The sequence below is a fragment of the Pseudoalteromonas sp. APC 3893 genome, from assembly GCF_030408095.1.
Classification (GTDB): domain Bacteria; phylum Pseudomonadota; class Gammaproteobacteria; order Enterobacterales; family Alteromonadaceae; genus Pseudoalteromonas.
Window position 1 is genome coordinate 119,417 of sequence record NZ_JASDCD010000012.1, and the last position, 23,364, is coordinate 142,780.

Sequence of the window (23,364 nt, forward strand, 5' to 3'; positions counted from 1 at the left end):
CACACAAGTTATATACAAGTTAATAACAAAAAGGAGGCTGTACAGATCAAATTTTTACTAAGTACGAGAGGAAAATACGATTAAAATGGTAATAGCGTGTATTTTGTTAGTAAAATAATGATCTAAGAGGTTTAAATAGCTGCTTGGTAGTAGAAGAGATCATTATTTTACCAACTAGATTAAGTATTGAGATCATATTTTTACTAACAAAAGCATGATCTCAGATCAGTATTTTATTAACTAATTAAATGCTTTAAGAAGTTTAGTTAGCTGTTCTAAACGTCTGTCTGTCATAACTTTATTATCTATTTTTATAGATAGATCCCCACTTTTTAGGTTGCGTTGAACAGTGATAAAATCATTTTCAAGAAGGGCTTCTTTACGTTGCTCAGCATGAGGCTCTGCAGTTAGTAATTTAGTTATAGCCAGTGCGCGTTTATCATCTCCCTCTATTTGAGTCAGATTTGTATCATTGGATAACTCTATCACTAAGGTATTAAATGTATTCTCATCACGCTCCTTTGCTGCAATGAGTTTTTTTGCAACCTCACGGCCAACATGATTAGCAGTAGGATAGAGTGATAGAACGCTCTCAGGGAGCTTTTCGAAAGCTTTGATTGCATCAGCAACGGCAGTATGAGATACACCTTCGATGGCTGCTATTTCGCGATATGAGCCCTTTTTACCTTGCTCAATCAACTCATCTTTCGTTAATTGATACGCTTGGCCTAATTCCCAGAGACTCGGTGCAATATATTGATCCGAAGAAACAGCTAAAATTCTAGCATCCAAATCAGTAAAATCAGCAGAGCTAAGTACCATATAATCAGCATTACTTAGGATACAAGCCATACGGCGGCGTGAACCTGCTAATACAAGAGTTTCATCACCTTTATCCCAACATAATGCAGGATGTTGGTTACGCCCATCTTGTGCAATTGCAGGGAGTATATCAGCGACTGACTTTTCGTTTAATAGCGCTTGGACACGACGATTTTTACCATAAACTTTAGTTGTTTTTTTGATTTCATCGTGGGGGATTACTTTACAAATTAATGTAATCAACCGTGAAGGATCACTTGGTGCAGGCATTTTTATAACATCGCCTGCACTTGCTTGCTCTAATAACTCATCAAGATTACTGTTACCAATTGAGGTAGCAAAGGGATCCAAGCTGGTGTCATTTTTACGTTTTTTAGCCATTTTTATTAACTACCTTACTTAGGATTTTTTAATTGTGATTCAGTAGATTTCCAATTAGAACGGATCAACATTTCTAACTCATCTACAACATCTTTGATATTTTCTTGAGCGCGAAGTAGGGATTCTCGGCTTGCGAGGCTATCTGAAGCTTTTTGATCAAAGATGGTATTAAAAGATGATGAACTAGCTGTAATTGCAGAACTATGATTAATTGGATAACTCATTACTTGACGACCAAAAGCACTACGCACATCTTTTACAATATCGCGCTGTGAATGATTACCTTTTACGTAATTAGTCACTAAGAATTGCATAAAGTCCCAACCTTCATGACCTAATGATGCAACAGTGTGATAAATTTCACCTAAGCGTTTTAGATATTTATTATTAGCATCGAAATCAACAGCCTCTGGATGAACTGGTATTAACATGGCTGTAGATGACATTAAAGCATTGTAAAACATGAAATTAAGTGATGGTGCAGTATCAATTAGAATGATATCAAATTGATCTTTTACTGGTTCAATCACTTTTTCTAGTAATTTATGATAATGGCGAGTTTTATCATAACTGGAGCTGTCTTTTAATAATGTTGCCGTTTCATGCTCAAAATAAAAGTCATCCATGCCAGAGGGTAGCATTCTAATGTTTGGAATGTGAGTAGGTAAAAAAGAATTAGAAACCAGTTGTGGCCATGTTTCACCTTCATCTAGCTCAATGCAGTCACGCATTAAATCACCAACCGTGATTGGATCTGGTTCGCTTGGAGGAAAAAAACTAGAAGAGGAACCTTGCGGATCTAAATCAATGATACCAATGCGATACCGTTTAATATTAGTAGTAGCTAAAGCAGCTGCAATATTAACCATGCTTGTTGTTTTACCACAACCACCTTTGAGAGAGTTTATAACAATAACTTGTAATTTATCATCGGCATTACGGTGATCAGGTTGAATATCCATGATATCTGCCATAGCAAAGATATTTACTAAAGTGTAAGCATAATGACCGTTAGCACCACGTTTGATGTTCAATTCATCAAAATCACCATTATCATGACGACGCTTCAATGTCCTGTTATTACAACCTAAAAGATCAGCGGCTGCTTTTTGAGTATAAGTACGTAACTCTTTTTCTTCTGATTTTAAATGAGCACGATAATGCTGGATACGTCCTTCTAAAGATTTTTCTGCAACTTCTGCTGTTGCTTTTAAAAGCCGATAAGTGGCTAAGGCATTATTATGAATTGACATGCTTTATTCCTCAAAGTTAGGTTATAAGTATAATGTCCATTCAAATTGCTGTAAACAAGTATTTATGGCGACATGTGTTTTAAATAGAAGACATTAAAAACTTAATTTGGAAATTTAAGATTGCTTAGTATAAATAAAGAAGTTTAAAAGTGGTTAAAATATAAGGTAGTAAAGGTTAAGAGTTAAAATAGATTACCTAACAGTATGATTTTTATAAATAATAGCGAAAAAATTAGATCAGGTTTATACTTAGTTAAGATCAGATCTTTAGTAACTAACAGATCACAATATTACTAACTAATAATTCATCACTTACTTTATGCACAACTTAAACACAGAGTTAGTCACACAAAGTGGTTCGTAGATCAGTTTTTTACTAAGTAAAATAACAAGTTATGCACTGCTGAATTGTTAGAATAGGGTATTTAATTAGTATAGATCTGATCTGTAGCAAGTACAGATCAGATCTATCCTAACTCAAATCATATTTATACACAGGCAGAATAAAAATCAGCTATAATTGTCGTGTACTTTTGATAAAAAAAACGCTTTTGCTGGACAAAAATACAACTGAGTTAGTAAAATCTCGGTTTGAAGCTATCAACTTAGTAAAAAACTGATCTCTATAAAGTGATTCACACTTATAGTTAGTTAAATAGTGATCTGAATATATATTTTAAACTTGGATCAAATTTATACTAACTTAAACATTTAACTTTTCCCGTGATATGTGTTGTTATTAGCTGTCGCAATAAAATTTGGAAATAAGAACAATGAGCCGAAAGGTTAACATCTCGGTAGATAACTTGCCCGATACTTTACGGGGTCAAATCCACGGGGTGGAAAGTGCAATCGATAATGAAAGCTTAGCTTTATTTACTGATAATAAAGATGTCCGCATTTCAATTGAGAATGCAGCACATGGATTGCGAGCGTATTCGAATACATTTAACCATTATGATTTATGGGGACGTTTTGTTCGTTCTGGTCATAAAAAGTTACCTCTAGAAGAAGCCCCTAAGAAAACAATTATTACGCGTAAAATTTCTGAAAAAGTCGATGGTATTTTATATGATGGTGAAATAAAAATAACACCGGCTGTTGTGAGCTCTCGAAAAGATGGTGAAGATGTTGAGTTTTTAGTTTGGCCATCTGATCGTGAAGAAAAAGTTGAACGAGCACTTATCCGGTTAGCTTCAAAAGGAAAAATCGTTAAAATAAATTTTAAGTCCGGTATTCAATATGCTGTGGTTTTTTCGATGAACGAATTAGCGCAAGAATTAAAAGCTGTTGGCCAATCAATGCCGTATCCTCAAATTAAAGAAGCATTAGAAGCTTTACAAGGCTCTAAACTATCCTTTAAATATTCAGCGACAGATACAAAAAATACAGATATTGATGATTCGTTTTACGAGTCGAATATGAATTTTTTATCATCATTGCACTTTAGTGGTAAGAAAGGGCAGGGCGGTAATGTCAAATGTGTTGCTTGCCTTAATGCATTTGTTCATAACATGATAGATAACTTAGAATATAAAGGTTACTATTTTAATAGTGCTCAAGAATTAAAGCGTGGGTTGTCACGTTGGATGATGCTGCGTTTATACCACCTCTGGCGTTATGCTGCCCCAGGCAAGACATATCATTTTAGACTATTATCAATTATGGAAAAATACGGTTCGATTTATTCAACGGATGATATTACTGAAAATAAATTAAAAGCGTTACGTCGCGATATGACGACCACGATGAAAGATTTAATCGAGAAAGGTGCGATTTCAGAATACAGTATTACTAATGTTAAAGATGATAAAACGGGGAACATTATTGATTATACTTATGAGATGCACCCTTCTGATCAATTCTGCGATGAAATTCTTACTCTTAATAAACAAAATAAACGTATTGAGATACAAGGCGGTAAACGAATTGTAGAAAATGCAGTTTTGATCGATGAAGATAAAATTGAAGAAATAGTCGAAGATAATTAATTTTTAAAGCCTTTAGTTTTTACTAAAGGCTTTTTTGTATTAATAAAGCTAATTAGCTTTATTGCTTGTAGCAGTAACAGCAAAAGAGCACTAAAAAACGCTATTTAACATAATGAAATAAGCGTTAAATAGCTTTTAATCAATCAGGTACTTGCTCCAAGTAAAGTCTATCAACTAAAAAATCATACTCTTTTTTTCTTGGGTGATTTTCGGGTTTTATATAATTTGGGAGAGTGCCGAGTTTAACATCTGGTTCTGGATTTATTAAAATAAAGGGTAATGCTGCACTGACATGATATCTATTCTGCGCTGTGTATCTCACATTTACCTGTGGACTTACTCTTGTTGGCCTACGGATTCTTAGTTTTTCTTTATCACCCAAACTTGCAACTCGGACTTGTTCTTGAGCAACAAGCGCTTGCCAACTATGTTGATCGATCATCCGAGGGTTCGAATAACCGGCTGACTTTTCGAGCATTGCTAAAGCCATTTTTTTTGTTAATGTTTTAGTCGCATGCTTGTGCATCCAAGTAAAACGAACCGAAAAAGGGGACTCGTGTTCAAAGTGAACCTTTCTATATGCTGCAAGTGTAATTAAATTTGGAACGGCATTATGCACTGCTTCAAATCGAGCATCATTATTATCGATCGATAATATACATTCCTTAAAAGCCGCCTTAGCTTTATTTAACTGTTGGATACGTGCAACAAGGTCTTCTTTATTGGCATTTTTCAATACTAATAATCCTGGGTGACGTTTGAGAACACGGGAACTAAAACCTGACTTTTTATATACATCAGAAAAGGAGTTTAAAATTGACCTGTGTGCAATTTCACCTGATTGCTTTGTTACTTGTATAGTATGAGGAACTATCTTTTCATCATGACTTTCTATTTCCGGTAACTGATAAAACTCAGCTTTGGAATACTCACACTTTTTTAAATCTTCTATAAATAAATTAGTAAGGTCATTTAATAAATCAAACTGACTTCGAATTTGTATTTTAGTAACCATAAGAACACATCATACTAAATAGATATCTATAGTTTACCATTTATTAGTTTCTTGTCTATTCCTTGGTTATTTTATGTTTAGTTTACTCTAATGCTAAGTTTATATATATATTAGTTATAAGTATGATGTGTTCTTTCTCTTGGTTATAGTTGTGTATGGTCATATAGTAGAGCTTATGGGATTAAGGTGGAATGTTTTACATCAACATTTTTATTAAGGAATATTGTTCGTGTAACTGCCTATTTAAAATGGTAAATATTACTCTCTTTTTCGATGGATTACCGCTAGCAACTTAAGTATACGGTGACTATAGACAACTGGACTTACTCGCTCTTAATATCGAAATCAGACACTTAAACATCATTACTGCACTTTGGAAGATATGACGCTTGTTCAGTGTTTGCAATATGCTCTACCAAACCAATAATTTGGGGATATGAGGATCTCGTGTGATAGCTTCTTTTAAATTAGTAAAAAAAAATCTGGAAAATAGATAAGTCTGTACCTCTGGTCTAGTCTTCTTTGAGCGTACTGTTAATTCAACTCGCTGGCTTACGAATTTATAAAGAAACGTATTGAGTTTAATTTCTTTGGGCTCTATACCCACGGAATAAACAGATGAAACGATTGCTTGACGTTTTTATTTTCTCTGACAAAAGTACCCGCCATCTTGAGATACTTGTTCAAAGCACTCTATGTCAGTAAGTAATAACGTATCTTTAAACGTTTGTCTGCGAGGTAAAAAGGCTCGCTCAGTTTCAACATCAAAGTTGACGTCTATTTAACAAGGTTGTTTGTTAAATAGGTCAAGGTAACATGCAACTCGATAGCAGCAGAACTAATAGCAGTAAAGCGACCTATAAAAGCCATCGAGAATTCATCATGTATAGCTGTGGGTAAGTGAAGATTTTTAATACAGCTTTAATAGAGAAACGATAGCGAGACAATGGAGTAGAATTTGTAATTTGGTTAATCTGCACGTGAGTTTTGTTTTGGTCATGTTTTATTGGCGCAACTATTTGATCATTAACAGAGTGCAACTTTAAGTTTTCTTGAGATCCAATAACCTTTAAGGTTACGCTAGAGCAACTCTAATGTTGAAACTATATTTATTCAACTAAAAGATGTGTTGATAGGTGTTACTTTGTGATATGAGTTAGATGTCACATAATTTAAAATTAATAAGCAATTTTAGTGCTGCCTAAGTCTGCAGTTCAAATTAACTCGTGTGTTACATATATAAATGAACTCGTAGACTTCGACTGAAAGACCTTTTTTTCACTCGTTATTTGTCTATATGCGTTTCGAATAACCAGCCCATTACCACAAAAATCATACGCATTCCATTTCTTAATAAATTAATTTAAATCCAACTGTACAGTTAAGGTTACACTCAACCACGGTATAAGTATGATGTGTTCTTTATGGGCGTTAAAATAAAACTCATCTCCGTAGAAACATATGTGCACTACAAGTATAAATTTAAGGGTTTAATATCATAGCCTTAACTTAATCAAAATCACTAATTAAACCCGATTGACGATTTAAGAAGAGTTTAAAACTACCTTTTAATTTATCTCATAACTAAATAATTGATAATACGCGAATATAGTCCTTGAACAGGGGGGCTGCATACGTTAATTTCTGTTTATCAGGTAATAGTAGGAATGAGGAAATTTTATGCAGTCGTGGAACCCAAATAGCTGGAGAGAACTCCCTATACTTCAGCAGCCACAGTACCCAGATCAAGAAGCCCTTAAAACAGTTGAAGGGCAGTTAAAAAGTGCACCACCTTTAGTATTTGCTGAAGAAACACGTAGCCTTTTTAAACAACTAGAAGATGTGTGTGAAGGTCGTGCCTTTTTACTTCAAGGTGGTGATTGCGCAGAATCTTTTAGTGATTTTAATGCAGCCAATATTCGTGACACATTTAAAACAATTTTACAGATGGCAGTTGTTCTCACGTATGGTGGGAAATGTCCGGTAGTTAAAATTGCGCGTATGGCGGGTCAATACGCGAAGCCGCGTTCAGCCGATATGGAAACAATTAATGGCATATCATTACCATCGTACCGTGGTGATATCATTAATAACTTCGAGTTTACTGAACAAGCACGTATTCCAGATCCTCAACGTCTAATGACGGCTTATCATCACAGTGCAGCAACCCTTAACTTACTTCGTGCGTTTGCTCAAGGTGGCCTAGCTGATCTACATCAAGTTAACCGTTGGAACATGGGCTTTGTTGCAGCAAATCCATTAAAAGCTAAATACCAACAGCTTGCTGATAAAATACAAGATGCATTAGAGTTCATGGAAGTATGTGGTATTAACTCATCAATCGCCCCAAGCTTAAAAGAAACAGACTTATATACGTCTCATGAAGCATTATTGCTAGGTTATGAAGAAGCACTTACACGTCGTGATCATCTATCAGGTGACTGGTATGATTGTTCTGCTCACTTTGTTTGGATTGGTGAACGTACTCGTCAGCTTGACCACGCACATATTGAGTTCTTCAAAGGGATTAAAAACCCAATTGGCGTCAAAGTTGGCCCAGGTATGGACCCAGATGAACTTATCCGTTTAATTGATGCAGTAAACCCAGATAATATTCCAGGTCGCCTTACACTTATAACGCGTATGGGTGCAGACGTACTGCCAGAAAAACTACCAGCGCTTGTACGTAAAGTACAACAGGAAGGTCGCAAAGTAATTTGGAGCTCAGATCCAATGCACGGCAATACTGAAAAAGCGACATCTGGTTATAAAACCCGTAGTTTTGATAATATCCTGCGTGAGATCAGTCAGTTCTTTGCTGTTCATAAAGCTGAAGGTTCATATGCAGGCGGTGTTCACCTAGAGATGACAGGTCAACACGTAACTGAATGTACCGGTGGTGCTTATGGTCTATCTGATGATGACTTAGCACAACGCTATCGTACTCAATGTGACCCACGTTTGAACGCAGATCAAGTTTTAGAGCTTGGCTTTTTAGTAGCTGACTTACTAAAAGACGCACGTAAATAATATTTTTCAAAAGTAAAAAGCCACTTTGAAGTGGCTTTTTTTATGTCCGATATCTGTACTTGAAATTAAATAAGTTAGTACTTACGTCGCTCAAGGTTCGTATCAGATATAATCTTAGCTGAAATTTCTTCAACAGAGTGGTGGGTAGAGTTTAAATAAGCCAGTTTATGTTTTTTATACAGCATCTCAACTTCACGTACTTCAATTCTACATTGTTTTAACGAAGCGTATTTCGAATTAGCCATTCGCCTTTGTCTTATATCGGCGAGTCGAACAGGGTCAATTGTTAAACCAAATAGTTTATGCTTATAAGCGGTTAAACATTCGGGTAATTTGCCTGTTTCTAAATCGTCTTCAGTTAAAGGGTAATTTGCTGCTTTAATACCGAATTGCAACGCAAGATATAAACTAGTCGGCGTTTTACCACTTCGACTAACACCAACTAATATAATATCTGCCTCAGCATAATTTTTTATATTGGCACCATCATCATTTGTTAATGCATAATTGACTGCATCAATCCTGAAATCATAGCTTTTTTCATGCATTGAATGTGTTCGGTGGACTTTTGGGACTGGCGCAACATTTAACTCTTTACCTATTTTATCACTGTAAGTTGATAAAAAATCATAACAAACAGCGCACGAAGAACTAATAATTTCACTCAATTCATGATTTACAAAAGTATAAAACACAAAAGGCTGCTCGCCATCTCGTTGAGCTGTTTTATCTATTAACTGTCTAACTTCGTTCGCTTTTTGTTCTGTTTCTACGAACGGGATTGTTTTATGATTAAATTCGACCGGAAATAGCGACAGTGTCGCATGGCCAAATACCTCTGAAGTAATGGCTGTGCCATCAGAAATATAAAATGCAGTTCTCATATTAACCTTTTTATTACCTATTGTAGTAAATTGAGCCCCTATACGGTTTACGTAAGGACTGTTGCCAGTGTAGAATGAAGGTGACCTTTTTAGAAGGTTTTCTTTCTTAACTCTCACAGTTAATACTACAATTTGTTTTTTTGGAGAAAGATCCCGTGCAAGAATACGTTCTCTGGTATCAAGAGCTTGGTATGCAAGATGTTCCACGTGTTGGTGGTAAAAATGCCTCACTCGGTGAAATGATTTCAAACCTAGCTAACGCTGGTGTGCAAGTCCCTGGTGGTTTTGCAACAACTGCTGACGCTTTTAATGAGTTTTTAGAACAATCAGGACTCAATGCAAAAATCCATGACATCTTAGACACACTTGATGTTGATGATGTAAACACCCTAGCTAAAGTAGGTGCAGATATCCGCCAATGGATTATCGACACACCATTCCAACCTAATTTAGACCAAGCAATCCGCGAAGCTTATAGCCAACTCCACGGCGATACAGCAGCTGATGTTTCATTCGCAGTTCGTTCATCTGCAACTGCCGAAGATATGCCTGATGCATCATTTGCAGGTCAGCAAGAAACCTTCTTAAATGTTCGTGGTATAGACTCCGTAATGGTCGCCATTAAACATGTATTCGCTTCTTTATTTAATGATCGTGCAATTTCATACCGTGTACACCAAGGATATGATCATCGTGGCGTTGCTTTATCTGCGGGTATCCAGCGCATGGTTCGTTCAGATAAATCAGCATCAGGTGTAATGTTCAGTATTGATACTGAATCTGGTTTTGAAGATGTTGTTTTTGTAACATCAAGCTATGGTTTAGGTGAAATGGTTGTACAGGGTGCAGTTAACCCTGACGAATTTTATGTACACAAACCAACTCTTGCTAAAGGTAAGCCTTCAGTTGTACGCCGTAATATCGGTTCTAAAGCTATTCAAATGATTTATTCAGATGATGAAGCTCATGGCAAGCAAGTTGAAATTGTAGATGTTGATAACGCACTTTCTAACAAATTCTCAATAACAGATGCTGAAGTAGAAGAACTTGCTAAGCAAGCTGTGATCATTGAAAAACATTACGGCCGCGCGATGGATATCGAGTGGGCCAAAGACGGTAACGACGGTAAACTATATATCGTTCAAGCGCGTCCAGAAACAGTTCGTTCAAACGAAGACACAAACGTAATGGAGCGCTTCCAATTAAACGGCAGCAGCAATGTTGTTGTTGAAGGGCGCGCCATAGGCCATAAGATTGGTTCAGGAACCGTTCGTGTATTGAATTCAATCGATGAAATGGATCAGGTACAAGTAGGCGATATCTTAGTCACTGATATGACAGATCCAGATTGGGAACCAATCATGAAGCGTGCTGCAGCGATTGTTACAAATCGTGGTGGTCGTACATGTCATGCTGCAATTATTGCACGTGAACTTGGTATTCCAGCAGTAGTGGGGTGTGGTAATGCTACCGACCTAATCACAGCTGGGCAAGAAGTTACTGTTTCTTGTGCTGAAGGTGATACCGGTTTCATCTACGAAGGTATTTTAGATTTTGAAGTCCTCACTTCACGTGTAGATAAAATGCCAGAATTACCAATGAAAATTATGATGAATGTTGGTAACCCAGATCGCGCATTTGACTTTGCACGCTTACCGCACGCTGGTGTTGGTTTAGCCCGTGTTGAGTTTATCATTAATCGTATGATTGGCGTTCACCCTAAGGCACTGCTTAATTTTGATGCTCAAACTGATGCATTAAAAGAAGAAATTACCGACATGATTGCCGGCTATGATTCGCCAGTAGAGTTTTATATTTCTAAACTTGTTGAAGGTATTTCAACACTAGGTTGTGCTTTTGCACCAGAGCGTGTAATTGTTCGAATGTCTGATTTTAAATCAAACGAATACGCAAACTTAGTTGGCGGACAACAATACGAGCCAGAAGAAGAAAACCCAATGATTGGTTTTCGTGGTGCTGCGCGTTATATCTCGGAAGATTTCCGCGACTGTTTTGCTCTTGAATGTGAAGCAATAAAACGTGTTCGCAATCAAATGGACATGACAAACATAGAAATCATGATCCCATTCGTACGTACTCTTGAAGAAGGTAAACGTGTAATTGAATTACTTGAAGAGCATGGCCTTAAACGTGGCGAAAATGGCTTAAAAGTAATCATGATGTGTGAACTTCCTTCTAATGCACTTTTAGCTGAAGAATTTTTAGAACACTTTGATGGTTTTTCTATCGGTTCTAACGATTTAACCCAGTTAACGCTTGGACTAGACCGAGATTCAGGCTTAATAGCACACCTTTTCGATGAGCGTAATCCAGCTATTAAAAAGCTTTTATCTATGGCTATTCAAACTGCCAAAGCAAAAGGTAAATACGTGGGTATTTGTGGCCAAGGCCCATCTGACCATGAAGACTTTGCTGCATGGTTAGTAGAGCAGGGTATAGATTCTGTTTCTCTTAACCCAGATACAGTGCTTGAAACATGGTTATACCTTGCTAAAAAACTAGCAAGTTAATCCATTATATTGATAAAAAATGCCAGCTATATTGCTGGCATTTTTGTTTACTCAATTATTTTTATTAAATTAGCGAGCTAATTTTTTGTCTAAAAATGCGCATGATTTTGTTAACGCTTTCTGGCATAAACTTAGGTAATGCCGTGCTTTAGGGTAGTAAAACGAAAAACACATTAAGCCCGCAATAAAAAGTATTAATGATGGACCAGGCACAACCGCAAAAAACAATCCTAGCAGCATGAAAAAGCTACCAAGTAAAATTAACAAACATTTTTTCATATTTTATAACTCGTCATTCAATTCACTAAATTGAGTATAATTAATACACGGCTAAATACGATAAAAAGAGTGTTACAAACTGTAAAAACATCAATTTTCTATCGCTATTTGCATGGTATAATGTAACAAATGTCTTAATTTATCACCGTCATGATAGCAACAATAAGTCAACAAGATAGCGCCAGCGAATTAGTAGTAAGTTATTTAGAAACAATCACTAACAAGGGATTTTCCGGAGATACGGATGCAACTTATGGTACACGCCTTACTGCATCAACCGACAACAGTATCTATCAGCAAATTCCACAGGGGGTGATTTTTCCTAAATCTGAAAAAGATATTCAAATAGCCCTCCAAACTGCTGCACAAGATCCATTCCTGTCATTAACCTTCGGCCCACGCGGTGGAGGAACAGGAACTAATGGCCAATCTTTAACGCCTGGCATTGTTGTTGATTTATCTCGTTACATGCGTGAGATTTTAGAAATAAATACAGATGAAGGCTGGGTTCGTGTGCAAACCGGTGTAATAAAAGATCAACTTAATGACTTTTTACGCCCATATGGTTTTTTCTTTGCCCCAGATTTATCGACCAGTAATCGCGCAACAATAGGTGGCATGGTTAATACTGACGCGTCAGGCCAAGGTTCTCTCGTTTATGGTAAAACAAGTGACCATGTTTTAGGCTTAACCACCTTTTTGGTCGATGGCACACAAATGACTACAAACCCAATCGCCATTGATAAAGCAAAATTAATTGCTGAGCAAGACACCGTCATTGGTAATTTATACGCCACTGTATTAAATGTTTGTTTGGATAACCGTGATTCTATATTACAAAAATTTCCTCGTTTAAATAGGTTTTTAACCGGGTATGACCTAGAGCATGTGCTAAGTGATGACTTACAAACTTTTGATATGAGTCGTTTGATCACCGGTTCTGAAGGGTCACTCGGTATTGTTACTGAAGCAAAACTTAACATCACATCGATCGCCGAATTCAAAACCCTAATAAATATTAAATATGATAGTTTTGATTCTGCGCTACGCCATTCTCCTTTTTTAGTCGAAGCCCGTGCCACATCAGTAGAAACGGTCGATAGTAAAGTTCTGAACTTAGCACGACAAGATATTGTATGGCATTCAGTATCGGACTTAATAACAGATGTTGAAAATAAAGATATGCAAGGGCTCAACATGGTTGAGTTTAATGCAGTCTCGCCTAAAGATATCAAAGATAAAGTAGACACCTTGTGCCGTTTACTAGATGAATGTGTCAAAAATCAAACTAATGGTGTTATTGGATATCAACTAACCAGTGATAAGACCGACATTCTAAAAATTTACGGTATGCGAAAAAAATCAGTCGGCTTACTTGGCAATGTTAAAGGCTCACAAAAACCATTGGCCTTTGCAGAAGATACTGCTGTCCCACCTGAAAATTTAGCTGATTTTATCGTCGAATTTAGAGCGTTGCTCGATAGCCATAACTTACAATATGGTATGTTTGGCCATGTGGACGCGGGGGTATTGCATGTACGTCCAGCGCTAGATATGTGTGACCCAAAACAAGAACAGTTATTACGTGTAATATCTGATGATGTAGTAAAACTCACTGCAAAATATGGCGGGCTAATGTGGGGCGAGCACGGCAAAGGCTACCGCAGTGAATATGGTCCTGAATTTTTTGGTGATCACCTGTTTAAACAATTACGCATCATAAAAGCTGCTTTTGATCCGCATAATCGGATAAACCCCGGTAAAATATGTACTCCTATTGAAAGTGAAGACTCACTTGTCAGTGTTGATGGACAAAAGCGTTCGTGGTTCGATAAGCAAATATCGGTTGATGTAAAAACCAGTTTTAACAATGCTATGACCTGCAACGGTAATGGCATTTGCTTTAATTACGATGAAAAATCACCGATGTGCCCATCGTACAAAGTAACTGGAGACCGTCGCAATTCGCCTAAAGGGCGTGCAAGTTTAATGCGCGAGTGGTTACGTTTACAAGAATCTAAAGACATTGATTTACTCGAAGTAGAAAAGCAACTTAATGAAGGTGAAGTGATCACTTGGTGGGAACGCTATCAACATAACCGCAATAAAAATAAAGGCGTTTATGATTTTTCTCACGAAGTAAAAGAATCAATGGATGAGTGTTTAGCTTGTAAAGCATGTACTACCGCGTGCCCAATAAAAGTTGATGTGCCAACATTTAGATCACGGTTTTTAAATTATTATCATAGTTATTATGCAAGGCCACTTAAAGATTACCTTGTAGCCAACATTGAAAACAGTGCTCCGGTGATGGCATCATTTTCAAAAGTTATAAACCCAATTGTAAATACAAAATTGGTTTCGTCTTTAATAAAAAAAACGGTTGGCTATGTAGATACTCCAACACTAAGCTCGCCACGTTTAACAAAACGTATAGGTAAAGCGCATAATTTTAATTTTGAAAAACTATCAGCACTTTCTAGTGCAGAACAAAATGAATATGTATTAATTGTTCAAGATCCATTTACCAGTTTTTATGAAGCAGAATTAGTAGAGAGCTTTATTAAGGTGATCATAGCGCTTGGCAAAAAACCAATTTTATTACCGTTTAAACCAAATGGTAAACCACAGCACGTTAAAGGTTTTTTAAATGAATTTAAACGCACTGCAAAAAATGCTGCGCAATTTTTAAATTCATTATCTGAAATTAACGCTCCACTTGTTGGTTTAGATGCATCTTTAGTTATGTGCTATCGCGATGAATATAATTCTATATTAGGTGAACTACGTGGTGACTTTGAAGTTTTACTTGCTCATGAATGGTTAGCAACTCAGTCATTCAAACCATTGGCAAATAAAATCACAAACGACACACAGTTTACTTTATTAAGCCACTGCACAGAAACAACAGCCATACCAAAAGCAGCTAATGTTTGGCAAAATATATTTTCTGATTTACGTTTGTCATTAAATACAACTACAACAGGATGTTGTGGCATGGCAGGAACCTATGGCCACGAAGCACAAAACCAAAGTAACTCACGGGCACTTTATGAAATGAGTTGGCAAACTGTTATCAAAAAGAACAAACCTGAACAATTACTTGCAACCGGTTTTTCGTGTCGTAGCCAGGTTAAGCGTTATGAAAAGTTTAAACCAAAACATCCCATTGAGTTACTCGCTCAAATACTATAAGTAATTTTAAAAGCGGTAATACTTTACTTACCGCTTTTAAATTAAATTTATTTTTTATAACTGTCAGCAATTGGCTTGGTACTCATGCCATGAATAAATACACTAAATAAAATTGTTGTCATCGCGATAGTCGCAACCTGTAATTTATTTTCAATTTGCGTGTCAATTATCATCATAGTAAATACGATTGATGCTAAACCTCTCGGGCCAAACCAAGCGAAGGTAAAACGATCTTTAATTTTTAAATTTGTAAATTGCAAACTAAGCATCACAGGTATAATGCGCAAAGCAGTAACACTTAATATTGCAAACAAAGCTATCTGCCAATTCAGTTTTGGGAAAACTAAATAACTACAAACAAAACCAAACAAACACCAAATTAGTAATCCAGTAAAATCGGCAATGTGTTCACTGTCTTCAACAAGCTTTTCTCTTAAGTCTTGCTCTGTAAATCTATCAAAAATTAATCCTGCTACAAATACAGCTATAAAGCCACTACTATGAACACTTTGGGCAATAGAAAAAATTGCCATCGCCATACCAATAACCAAAAAAGGGCTGGTGTTATTCGAAAAATAATGTCGTTGCATGGCAAACTTAATTAGAGGAATAAACACAGCCATGGCTGTGAATGCAATAAATAGTGCAAGGCCAAGTTCCCGAACAAATATCTCTGCAACTGATAAAATTGAAAATGATTTTTCAGGTTCTTGTGCTAATAGCATTAAAAGTAAAAATACAGGAACACACAAACCATCATTTAAACCGCTTTCAGTATTAATTCCTTCACGTATTTTTTCTGGCACTTGTTTACTATTTAATAAACCCTTACTTAATGCTGCATCTGTTGGTGTTAAAATAATCGCAACTAACGCAGCTTGCACTAAAGTTAACTCTGTAAACATAAAGCTCGCAACCGTAATCCCTGAAAATAAAGTCAGAGGTAAGGCTAAAAACAATAATAGGCTAGGGTATTGAAAGCTATGTTTTAAAACAGAAAGTTTAGTTTTTGCTGCATCAGTAAATAAAAAAATGCTCAAAGTTAATTCTATTAAAGGTAATAACTTATCCAGATCAGCACTCAAGTATTTTGATTCGTTTGGAGCTTCAGGTATAAAAAACGCAATCAGCATTCCAACTAAAACAAAAAACATAGGGCCAGTTACTTCGACAATTTCAAGCTGTCTAATAGAAATCGAATAGGCTAAAAAAGCCAAGCCGACACTTGCCAATACAAAGTATTCCATCAAATTTTCCTTTTAATACCAGATTTCGCACGTTCTTTTATATTTGTTTGAATATAAATTTGATCAGTCGTCGCTATTTTTGCATGACCTAAATCTTCAGATAAATGTTTTAAAGGCCGAGTTTGAGCATCATGAGTAGCACCAGTATGGCGTAGCCAGTGAGCAGTAGCCGACTCTAATTGTTCTGCATCATCAGTAAAACCATCTTCTAATAAAGATTGCTTTGCTAAATCAAAACTTTGTTGAACTAACCGACGTATTTGCCTAACAGTCATCCCACCTTGACCACGAATTTTATGCACCAATGGATCTGACTCATCAACGCGGGGAAGGGCAGTTAAACCACGATAAAGTCGATAGCGCTTTAAATATTCAATAAAATCTTCACTAAGTGTAACGTCTCTTAATTTATTACCTTTACCCATTATTCGTAAAAACCAGAAGCCATCGTTATCTTGCCAAAAGTGTGACATTACAGGTGACCATTGTGGACGCTCTGATAATTCTGAAATCCGTAAATATAATCCTTTTAAGCAGGCTAAAGTAAAAAGATTTCTTTCAAAGTCTGGTTGCTGTTCACATTTGTCGCGCGTAACACCGAATACATACTCCCATTGAATGTCACTTAGCGTATCTGGTATTTTAATTTGCGATTGCACAACTAAGTAAGGGCTATTTTTTTTAACTACAGGAACAAAGTTAGCAAATGTCTTTTCTTCTAAAATTGCAAATTTATAAAATACATTCAGGGCGGTGAACATTGCAGCTAAGGTTTGTTGGCTAGCAATGGATTCTTTACGCATAAAAGGGCGCCAGTTTTCGTTTAACCTGCGTATTCCTTGCTCGTCTTTATAGCGCCATTGCACTGAAGTAGTTGACCAAGCAGGATCTGGCTCAACCATAAAATCTACATAGCTTTCAATATCTTCACGTCTTAATTCGAAAACTGATTTTTCAGCGATTAGCCAAGACCATAAATAAAACCGTTCAAGTTCATTTCTAAATCGGTTATAGGTTGCTTCGGATTTACGGCCATATACATATAAAAATTGGTATAAAAATACCAACTCAACTTTTGATTCAGCGACAGTCAAGCCAACTTGCTGTATAAAGGTGGCAAGTTCTGGGTATTCAGATTGCAAAGTATCATCTTCGAGATGAGCAATTTGATACCGTAATTGTTTTAATGTATCGACCAAAGCAACAAGCATATTGAGCTAATTTCTATTAAAATAAATTAGTTACAGTTTAATCTTAAAGTCCGATACTGTCTAGTATTGGACATTAAGCAGTTCTAAATTATTAATTATCTCTTTGCTGTTGTCGGTATTTAAGGAAAGCATATGAAAAAGTTTATTGTTTTAAGTTTAGCTGCTCTAATTTTAGTATTATCTGGGTGTGCTACAACAGGTAGCGCTTCACCAAGTGAAAAACGCACTTTAGTACAAAATATGCGTGCTGATACGTTAGCTAAATTATATACAGAAAAGCCCGATGTAAAACAGCAAATAGCTGGTTCTGCAGGTTATGCTGTATTCGATAACGCGAATGTAAATGTTGTGCTTGCCAGCTTTGGTGGTGGTTATGGTGTAGTAAAAAATAACTTAACAGGTAAATCAACCTATATGAATATGGGTGAAGCCGGTTTAGGGCTTGGTTTAGGTGTAAAAGATTTTAATGTAGTTATGGTTTTTCATGATCAAGCTGCACTAAACCGTTTTGTTGAACATGGTTGGGCCTTTGGTGGAAATGCCGATGCAGCAGCGAAATACCAAGATCAAGGTGGAGCTATAGTGGCAGAAGCCATTGCAGATCAAGTAACTGTTTATTCATTAACCGAAAATGGCCTGGCATTACAAGCTGTATTAAAAGGCACTAAGTTTTGGGTAGATTCTGAGCTAAACTAAACATTTAAAACCCTTCTAAAAGTGGGCTAGTTTGTATGGATTACGCCCACTTTAATTTACTTAACGTAATTTAACATAACGTAATTTATGGGTTGTTAGTGGTAGTAGATATTAAATGTTTATTTAAAAGCCCTTACAGGCAGTCAGAGGCTCGGAGCTCGCCTTTCTGGCTGTCTGTTAAGGGCTAATTTATAAAATGGCAGAATAAAGCTTTTTAGGAAGGAATTTAATAACTGCTAAAAAAGTAACCCGCTACGCTCAGGCTTCGCTTGGCGGATTACTTTATTATCAAATTTGACAGATATGAACAGGAAATAATATTGATACCGGTTCATAGTAAAACACGTAATTAATACAAGGCCCTCCCGCGTCGCGGGCCCCTCCCATATTAATTTACATGTTCTGATTCAAGCGATAATTTAACGTTAATTAGCGATTCAATTTCTGATGATTGGTCTATCAAGCGATGGAATAAAGGCTCTATTTCAGTGAAGTCAGAACCACCATTTAGGACGGCATAAATGCCATTACACAATTCGGAGTGTGAAGCGGCCAAATTCTTAATATTTTCGCATGAAATTAATTTATGGATAGCGTCCTCGTGAGCTGGCGCTATGTTGCTTGTATTTGGTAAAATGGTATTGTTATTAGACATGTTAAATCCTCAAGTTTTAATGTGTTTAGCCTATGCAGGTGTTCCAGCACCTGTATGGGCAATCTTACTTACTACTACGTACAATATGACTCATGAATCGCTTTAACTCAGCACTTAATTTAGTGTTAGGAAAAAGCATCAAAAAGCCCTCTTTTAACTCTGAATCTAGCTTAAAATTGCAACTAGAATCCAGTTCAAAATCCTCTTGATAGAAATCATTTGTAGTATCAGGCTCAACCGATGGTTGTTCATTTTGCCCTCGATACTTATTGAGTTGGGTTATATTACTCAAGGCAGAAACTGCTCTAGATTTTTGTGAATGATTTGCCGATTTACCGTAAGACGATAATGAAGGTGAATCATAATTAAGCCTACCAGATAGAACAGATCGATTGATAAAGCCCCGGAGTTCATTACTGATGTTTGAATGACTCGCTTTACACAGCTCAGAAAAATCGTTTTTAAGCTTTGAGTTAACCCTAAAATTACACAAAGTTGTTTTTTCAGACATGGATACTACCCAATTAATACTTACAATGTATATACAAAATAACACTTAGATTTAGTAAGTCAATATATTTGTATATACGTTGACTTTATTTTGTATTGAATATGTATTTATTTTGTCTTTACTTTAAAGCAAAATAAAAACCAATTTAAAAAACAAAAATAAATATATAAAACAATGCATTGCGCATGTTTTATATATTTAATGAGATATAAAGAATGTCAAAATGAGACTAGAGTCCACTATTAAAGTATGTGGACTCTTAAACAGCTGTGCCTATTTCGGTACATCGGTTTTATTTCAAATATGGGATTGGTTTATCAGAGGGGCGATTTAATTTAGTGATATTGCTTTAGCCAGTGCAGCCAAAACAATATCGATATGATTTAGATGGGTTAGGTTTCCGCTTCGCTATCGGCTGTCGCCATGTGAAATTAATCCATGAGCCTATTAAATGCAGTTTTGAAATCATCAATGGCATCATTTTTATCATCGAGTTGATTACGTAATCGGTAATTATCAGCCTTTAAATTACTAATTTCAGTTTGTGTTTTTTGATATTCGAGTATCAGAAAATCAATTAACTTAGTCGAAGTATTAATATTTAGCCTACCCTTTAGGCGCTCAAGTTCATTAATAACTTCATCATTTGGGCGGTATGTAATAGCCATTTTAGTATCCTTTGCAATCATAATGAACAGCCAGGATAAACCGGCAGAGCATATTTTGCAATCAAAACAACATAACAAAGCCAGGATAAAACATACATTTTGCAATCATTAAAGTGAAAGCCGGTTGCTTTCCAGGATAAAAAATGCAATCAAAATACCCCCCCATAAATGACATTATGTTACGGGCTAGAACCGCTACGCTTAAAAGGGCTTTTGTTCTAGTTCGTGTGGGCTGGCGCTATTTTCCACACGAAAAACCACAAACGCCCCGCCATTAGGATATTTTGGCGGGGCGTTTTCTCAACATAAAGTTCATCAATTTATGGGTTGTTAGTGGTAGTAGATATTAAATGTTTATTTAAAAGCCCTTACAGGCAGTCAGAGGCTCGGAGCTCGCCTTTCTGGCTGTCTGTTAAGGGCTAATTTATAAAATGGCAGAATAAAGCTTTTTAGGAAGGAATTTAATAACTGCTAAAAAAGTAACCCGCTACGCTCAGGCTTCGCTTGGCGGATTACTTTATTATCAAATTTGACAGATATGAACAGGAAATAATATTGATACCGGTTCATAGTAAAACACGTAATTAATACAAGGCCCTCCCGCGTCGCGGGCCCCTCCCATATTAATTTACATGTTCTGATTCAAGCGATAATTTAACGTTAATTAGCGATTCAATTTCTGATGATTGGTCTATCAAGCGATGGAATAAAGGCTCTATTTCAGTGAAGTCAGAACCACCATTTAGGACGGCATAAATGCCATTACACAATTCGGAGTGTGAAGCGGCCAAATTCTTAATATTTTCGCATGAAATTAATTTATGGATAGCGTCCTCGTGAGCTGGCGCTATGTTGCTTGTATTTGGTAAAATGGTATTGTTATTAGACATGTTAAATCCTCAAGTTTTAATGTGTTTAGCCTATGCAGGTGTTCCAGCACCTGTATGGGCAATCTTACTTACTACTACGTACAATATGACTCATGAATCGCTTTAACTCAGCACTTAATTTAGTGTTAGGAAAAAGCATCAAAAAGCCCTCTTTTAACTCTGAATCTAGCTTAAAATTGCAACTAGAATCCAGTTCAAAATCCTCTTGATAGAAATCATTTGTAGTATCAGGCTCAACCGATGGTTGTTCATTTTGCCCTCGATACTTATTGAGTTGGGTTATATTACTCAAGGCAGAAACTGCTCTAGATTTTTGTGAATGATTTGCCGATTTACCGTAAGACGATAATGAAGGTGAATCATAATTAAGCCTACCAGATAGAACAGATCGATTGATAAAGCCCCGGAGTTCATTACTGATGTTTGAATGACTCGCTTTACACAGCTCAGAAAAATCGTTTTTAAGCTTTGAGTTAACCCTAAAATTACACAAAGTTGTTTTTTCAGACATGGATACTACCCAATTAATACTTACAATGTATATACAAAATAACACTTAGATTTAGTAAGTCAATATATTTGTATATACGTTGACTTTATTTTGTATTGAATATGTATTTATTTTGTCTTTACTTTAAAGCAAAATAAAAACCAATTTAAAAAACAAAAATAAATATATAAAACAATGCATTGCGCATGTTTTATATATTTAATGAGATATAAAGAATGTCAAAATGAGACTAGAGTCCACTATTAAAGTATGTGGACTCTTAAACAGCTGTGCCTATTTCGGTACATCGGTTTTATTTCAAATATGGGATTGGTTTATCAGAGGGGCGATTTAATTTAGTGATATTGCTTTAGCCAGTGCAGCCAAAACAATATCGATATGATTTAGATGGGTTAGGTTTCCGCTTCGCTATCGGCTGTCGCCATGTGAAATTAATCCATGAGCCTATTAAATGCAGTTTTGAAATCATCAATGGCATCATTTTTATCATCGAGTTGATTACGTAATCGGTAATTATCAGCCTTTAAATTACTAATTTCAGTTTGTGTTTTTTGATATTCGAGTATCAGAAAATCAATTAACTTAGTCGAAGTATTAATATTTAGCCTACCCTTTAGGCGCTCAAGTTCATTAATAACTTCATCATTTGGGCGGTATGTAATAGCCATTTTAGTATCCTTTGCAATCATAATGAACAGCCAGGATAAACCGGCAGAGCATATTTTGCAATCAAAACAACATAACAAAGCCAGGATAAAACATACATTTTGCAATCATTAAAGTGAAAGCCGGTTGCTTTCCAGGATAAAAAATGCAATCAAAATACCCCCCCATAAATGACATTATGTTACGGGCTAGAACCGCTACGCTTAAAAGGGCTTTTGTTCTAGTTCGTGTGGGCTGGCGCTATTTTCCACACGAAAAACCACAAACGCCCCGCCATTAGGATATTTTGGCGGGGCGTTTTCTCAACATAAAGTTCATCAATTTATGGGCCATCAGCCATCAGCCATCAGCCATCAGCCATCAGCCATCAGCCATCAGCCATCAGCCATCAGCCATCAGCCATCAGCCATCAGCCATCAGCCAAAAATAATCTATAACTTATATTTTTCAATTAATTTAAATTCAACCTGCCCCTTTACTAGACCTGCAACATATTCTTCGTTAAATAAAACGTAAGATATGTATTTATCTGACCTACATAGCCAGATATTAGATATAATTGTTGAAATAACAAAATGTACAGGGAGTTAAAATCAACATTTAGCTTTTTTACTTAGCTAATTGAATTAAATAAGGAAAACCATGACTGCGCATTCTCATGACTTTGATCACCGATTCTCATCAGCTTTGATCACTTGATTTATCATTTTGTAGAGCCGTTTTTAAATTAGCTTAACTGATCATCATCAGTCAATTTATTTAACTGTTTTCGTATCGATTCTCCTTTTAAATTCAACTTAATCGAACCATGAATTAGCCTATCTAAAATGGCGTCAGCATGAGTTGATTCTCCTATCATCTCATGCCAGTTTTCCTGCGGGAGCTGGCTTATTATTATGTGTGATTTATACCCGTACCGCGCATCGAT

At 36.2% G+C, this 23,364-nt stretch carries 19 protein-coding genes; 5 read left to right on the forward strand and 14 right to left on the reverse strand.

The window, feature by feature from the left end:
• Nucleotides 1–240 precede the first annotated feature (240 nt).
• Together QMA12_RS14250 and QMA12_RS14255 are read right to left on the reverse strand one after the other, a co-directional pair.
• The gene (locus QMA12_RS14250) at nucleotides 241–1,203 is read right to left on the reverse strand and encodes a transcriptional regulator (RefSeq protein WP_087534477.1); all 963 of its coding nucleotides are present in this window, start codon (nucleotides 1,201–1,203) and stop codon (nucleotides 241–243) included.
• 14 nt (nucleotides 1,204–1,217) lie between these two features.
• Nucleotides 1,218–2,456, reverse strand: coding sequence for an AAA family ATPase (locus QMA12_RS14255; protein ID WP_087534476.1), 1,239 nt, complete (start codon nucleotides 2,454–2,456; stop codon nucleotides 1,218–1,220).
• A 773-nt stretch (nucleotides 2,457–3,229) separates the two neighbouring features.
• On the opposite strand from QMA12_RS14255, the gene QMA12_RS14260 reads away from it, so the two are divergent.
• Nucleotides 3,230–4,447 (forward strand): replication protein A, encoded by a 1,218-nt coding sequence (locus QMA12_RS14260; protein WP_087534475.1) that lies wholly within the window; start codon nucleotides 3,230–3,232, stop codon nucleotides 4,445–4,447.
• A 139-nt stretch (nucleotides 4,448–4,586) separates the two neighbouring features.
• Here QMA12_RS14260 and QMA12_RS14265 read toward each other — a convergent pair whose 3' ends face one another.
• The gene (locus QMA12_RS14265; protein ID WP_290210411.1) at nucleotides 4,587–5,462 is read right to left on the reverse strand and encodes a DNA replication terminus site-binding protein; all 876 of its coding nucleotides are present in this window, start codon (nucleotides 5,460–5,462) and stop codon (nucleotides 4,587–4,589) included.
• A gap of 1,680 nt (nucleotides 5,463–7,142) precedes the next feature.
• Here QMA12_RS14265 and QMA12_RS14270 point away from each other — a divergent pair.
• The gene (locus QMA12_RS14270) at nucleotides 7,143–8,492 is read left to right on the forward strand and encodes a class II 3-deoxy-7-phosphoheptulonate synthase (RefSeq protein ID WP_087534473.1); all 1,350 of its coding nucleotides are present in this window, start codon (nucleotides 7,143–7,145) and stop codon (nucleotides 8,490–8,492) included.
• A 74-nt stretch (nucleotides 8,493–8,566) separates the two neighbouring features.
• On the opposite strand, the gene QMA12_RS14275 is transcribed toward QMA12_RS14270, so the two are convergent.
• On the reverse strand, nucleotides 8,567–9,376 hold the full coding sequence (locus QMA12_RS14275; RefSeq protein WP_087534472.1) for a pyruvate, water dikinase regulatory protein: 810 nt from the start codon (nucleotides 9,374–9,376) through the stop codon (nucleotides 8,567–8,569).
• Between the two features lie 155 nt (nucleotides 9,377–9,531).
• Here QMA12_RS14275 and ppsA point away from each other — a divergent pair, with 155 nt between their 5' ends.
• Entirely contained in the window at nucleotides 9,532–11,907 is a 2,376-nt protein-coding gene (gene ppsA / locus QMA12_RS14280) for a phosphoenolpyruvate synthase (RefSeq protein WP_290210412.1), read from the forward strand.
• A gap of 69 nt (nucleotides 11,908–11,976) precedes the next feature.
• Here the strand turns inward: ppsA and QMA12_RS14285 are convergent, their stop codons facing one another.
• Nucleotides 11,977–12,186, reverse strand: a complete 210-nt coding sequence (locus QMA12_RS14285) for a PGPGW domain-containing protein (RefSeq protein ID WP_290210413.1) — start codon at nucleotides 12,184–12,186, stop codon at nucleotides 11,977–11,979.
• Nucleotides 12,187–12,336: 150 nt separating this feature from the next.
• Here QMA12_RS14285 and QMA12_RS14290 point away from each other — a divergent pair, with 150 nt between their 5' ends.
• Entirely contained in the window at nucleotides 12,337–15,381 is a 3,045-nt protein-coding gene (locus tag QMA12_RS14290; protein WP_290210414.1) for an FAD-binding and (Fe-S)-binding domain-containing protein, read from the forward strand.
• Between the two features lie 47 nt (nucleotides 15,382–15,428).
• On the opposite strand, the gene QMA12_RS14295 is transcribed toward QMA12_RS14290, so the two are convergent.
• On the reverse strand, nucleotides 15,429–16,628 hold the full coding sequence (locus QMA12_RS14295; protein WP_290210415.1) for a cation:proton antiporter: 1,200 nt from the start codon (nucleotides 16,626–16,628) through the stop codon (nucleotides 15,429–15,431).
• A complete protein-coding gene (locus QMA12_RS14300; RefSeq protein ID WP_087534467.1) occupies nucleotides 16,628–17,839 on the reverse strand; it encodes a tyrosine-type recombinase/integrase in 1,212 nt (403 codons plus the stop codon). Before QMA12_RS14300 ends, QMA12_RS14295 begins: the two co-directional genes overlap by 1 nt.
• Before the next feature lie 132 nt (nucleotides 17,840–17,971).
• Between QMA12_RS14300 and QMA12_RS14305 the strand changes: the two genes are divergently transcribed.
• Nucleotides 17,972–18,535 carry a YSC84-related protein gene (locus tag QMA12_RS14305; RefSeq protein WP_290210416.1) on the forward strand — a complete coding sequence of 188 codons (564 nt, stop codon included), beginning with the start codon at nucleotides 17,972–17,974 and terminating at the stop codon, nucleotides 18,533–18,535.
• Nucleotides 18,536–18,923: 388 nt separating this feature from the next.
• Here QMA12_RS14305 and QMA12_RS14310 read toward each other — a convergent pair whose 3' ends face one another.
• From QMA12_RS14310 to QMA12_RS14340, 7 genes are all read right to left on the reverse strand, one after another.
• Nucleotides 18,924–19,190 (reverse strand): hypothetical protein, encoded by a 267-nt coding sequence (locus QMA12_RS14310; protein ID WP_273604813.1) that lies wholly within the window; start codon nucleotides 19,188–19,190, stop codon nucleotides 18,924–18,926.
• Nucleotides 19,191–19,254: 64 nt separating this feature from the next.
• Complete coding sequence (locus QMA12_RS14315; protein WP_290210417.1) at nucleotides 19,255–19,701, reverse strand: hypothetical protein; 447 nt, start codon at nucleotides 19,699–19,701, stop codon at nucleotides 19,255–19,257.
• A gap of 431 nt (nucleotides 19,702–20,132) precedes the next feature.
• A complete protein-coding gene (locus QMA12_RS14320) occupies nucleotides 20,133–20,369 on the reverse strand; it encodes a hypothetical protein (RefSeq protein WP_154902857.1) in 237 nt (78 codons plus the stop codon).
• A gap of 623 nt (nucleotides 20,370–20,992) precedes the next feature.
• A complete protein-coding gene (locus QMA12_RS14325; RefSeq protein ID WP_273604813.1) occupies nucleotides 20,993–21,259 on the reverse strand; it encodes a hypothetical protein in 267 nt (88 codons plus the stop codon).
• 64 nt (nucleotides 21,260–21,323) lie between these two features.
• Entirely contained in the window at nucleotides 21,324–21,770 is a 447-nt protein-coding gene (locus tag QMA12_RS14330; RefSeq protein ID WP_290210417.1) for a hypothetical protein, read from the reverse strand.
• A 431-nt stretch (nucleotides 21,771–22,201) separates the two neighbouring features.
• Nucleotides 22,202–22,438 (reverse strand): hypothetical protein, encoded by a 237-nt coding sequence (locus QMA12_RS14335; protein WP_154902857.1) that lies wholly within the window; start codon nucleotides 22,436–22,438, stop codon nucleotides 22,202–22,204.
• Nucleotides 22,439–23,163: 725 nt separating this feature from the next.
• The coding region (locus QMA12_RS14340; protein ID WP_290209534.1) for an ATP-binding protein at nucleotides 23,164–23,364 on the reverse strand (201 nt) is incomplete at its 5' end.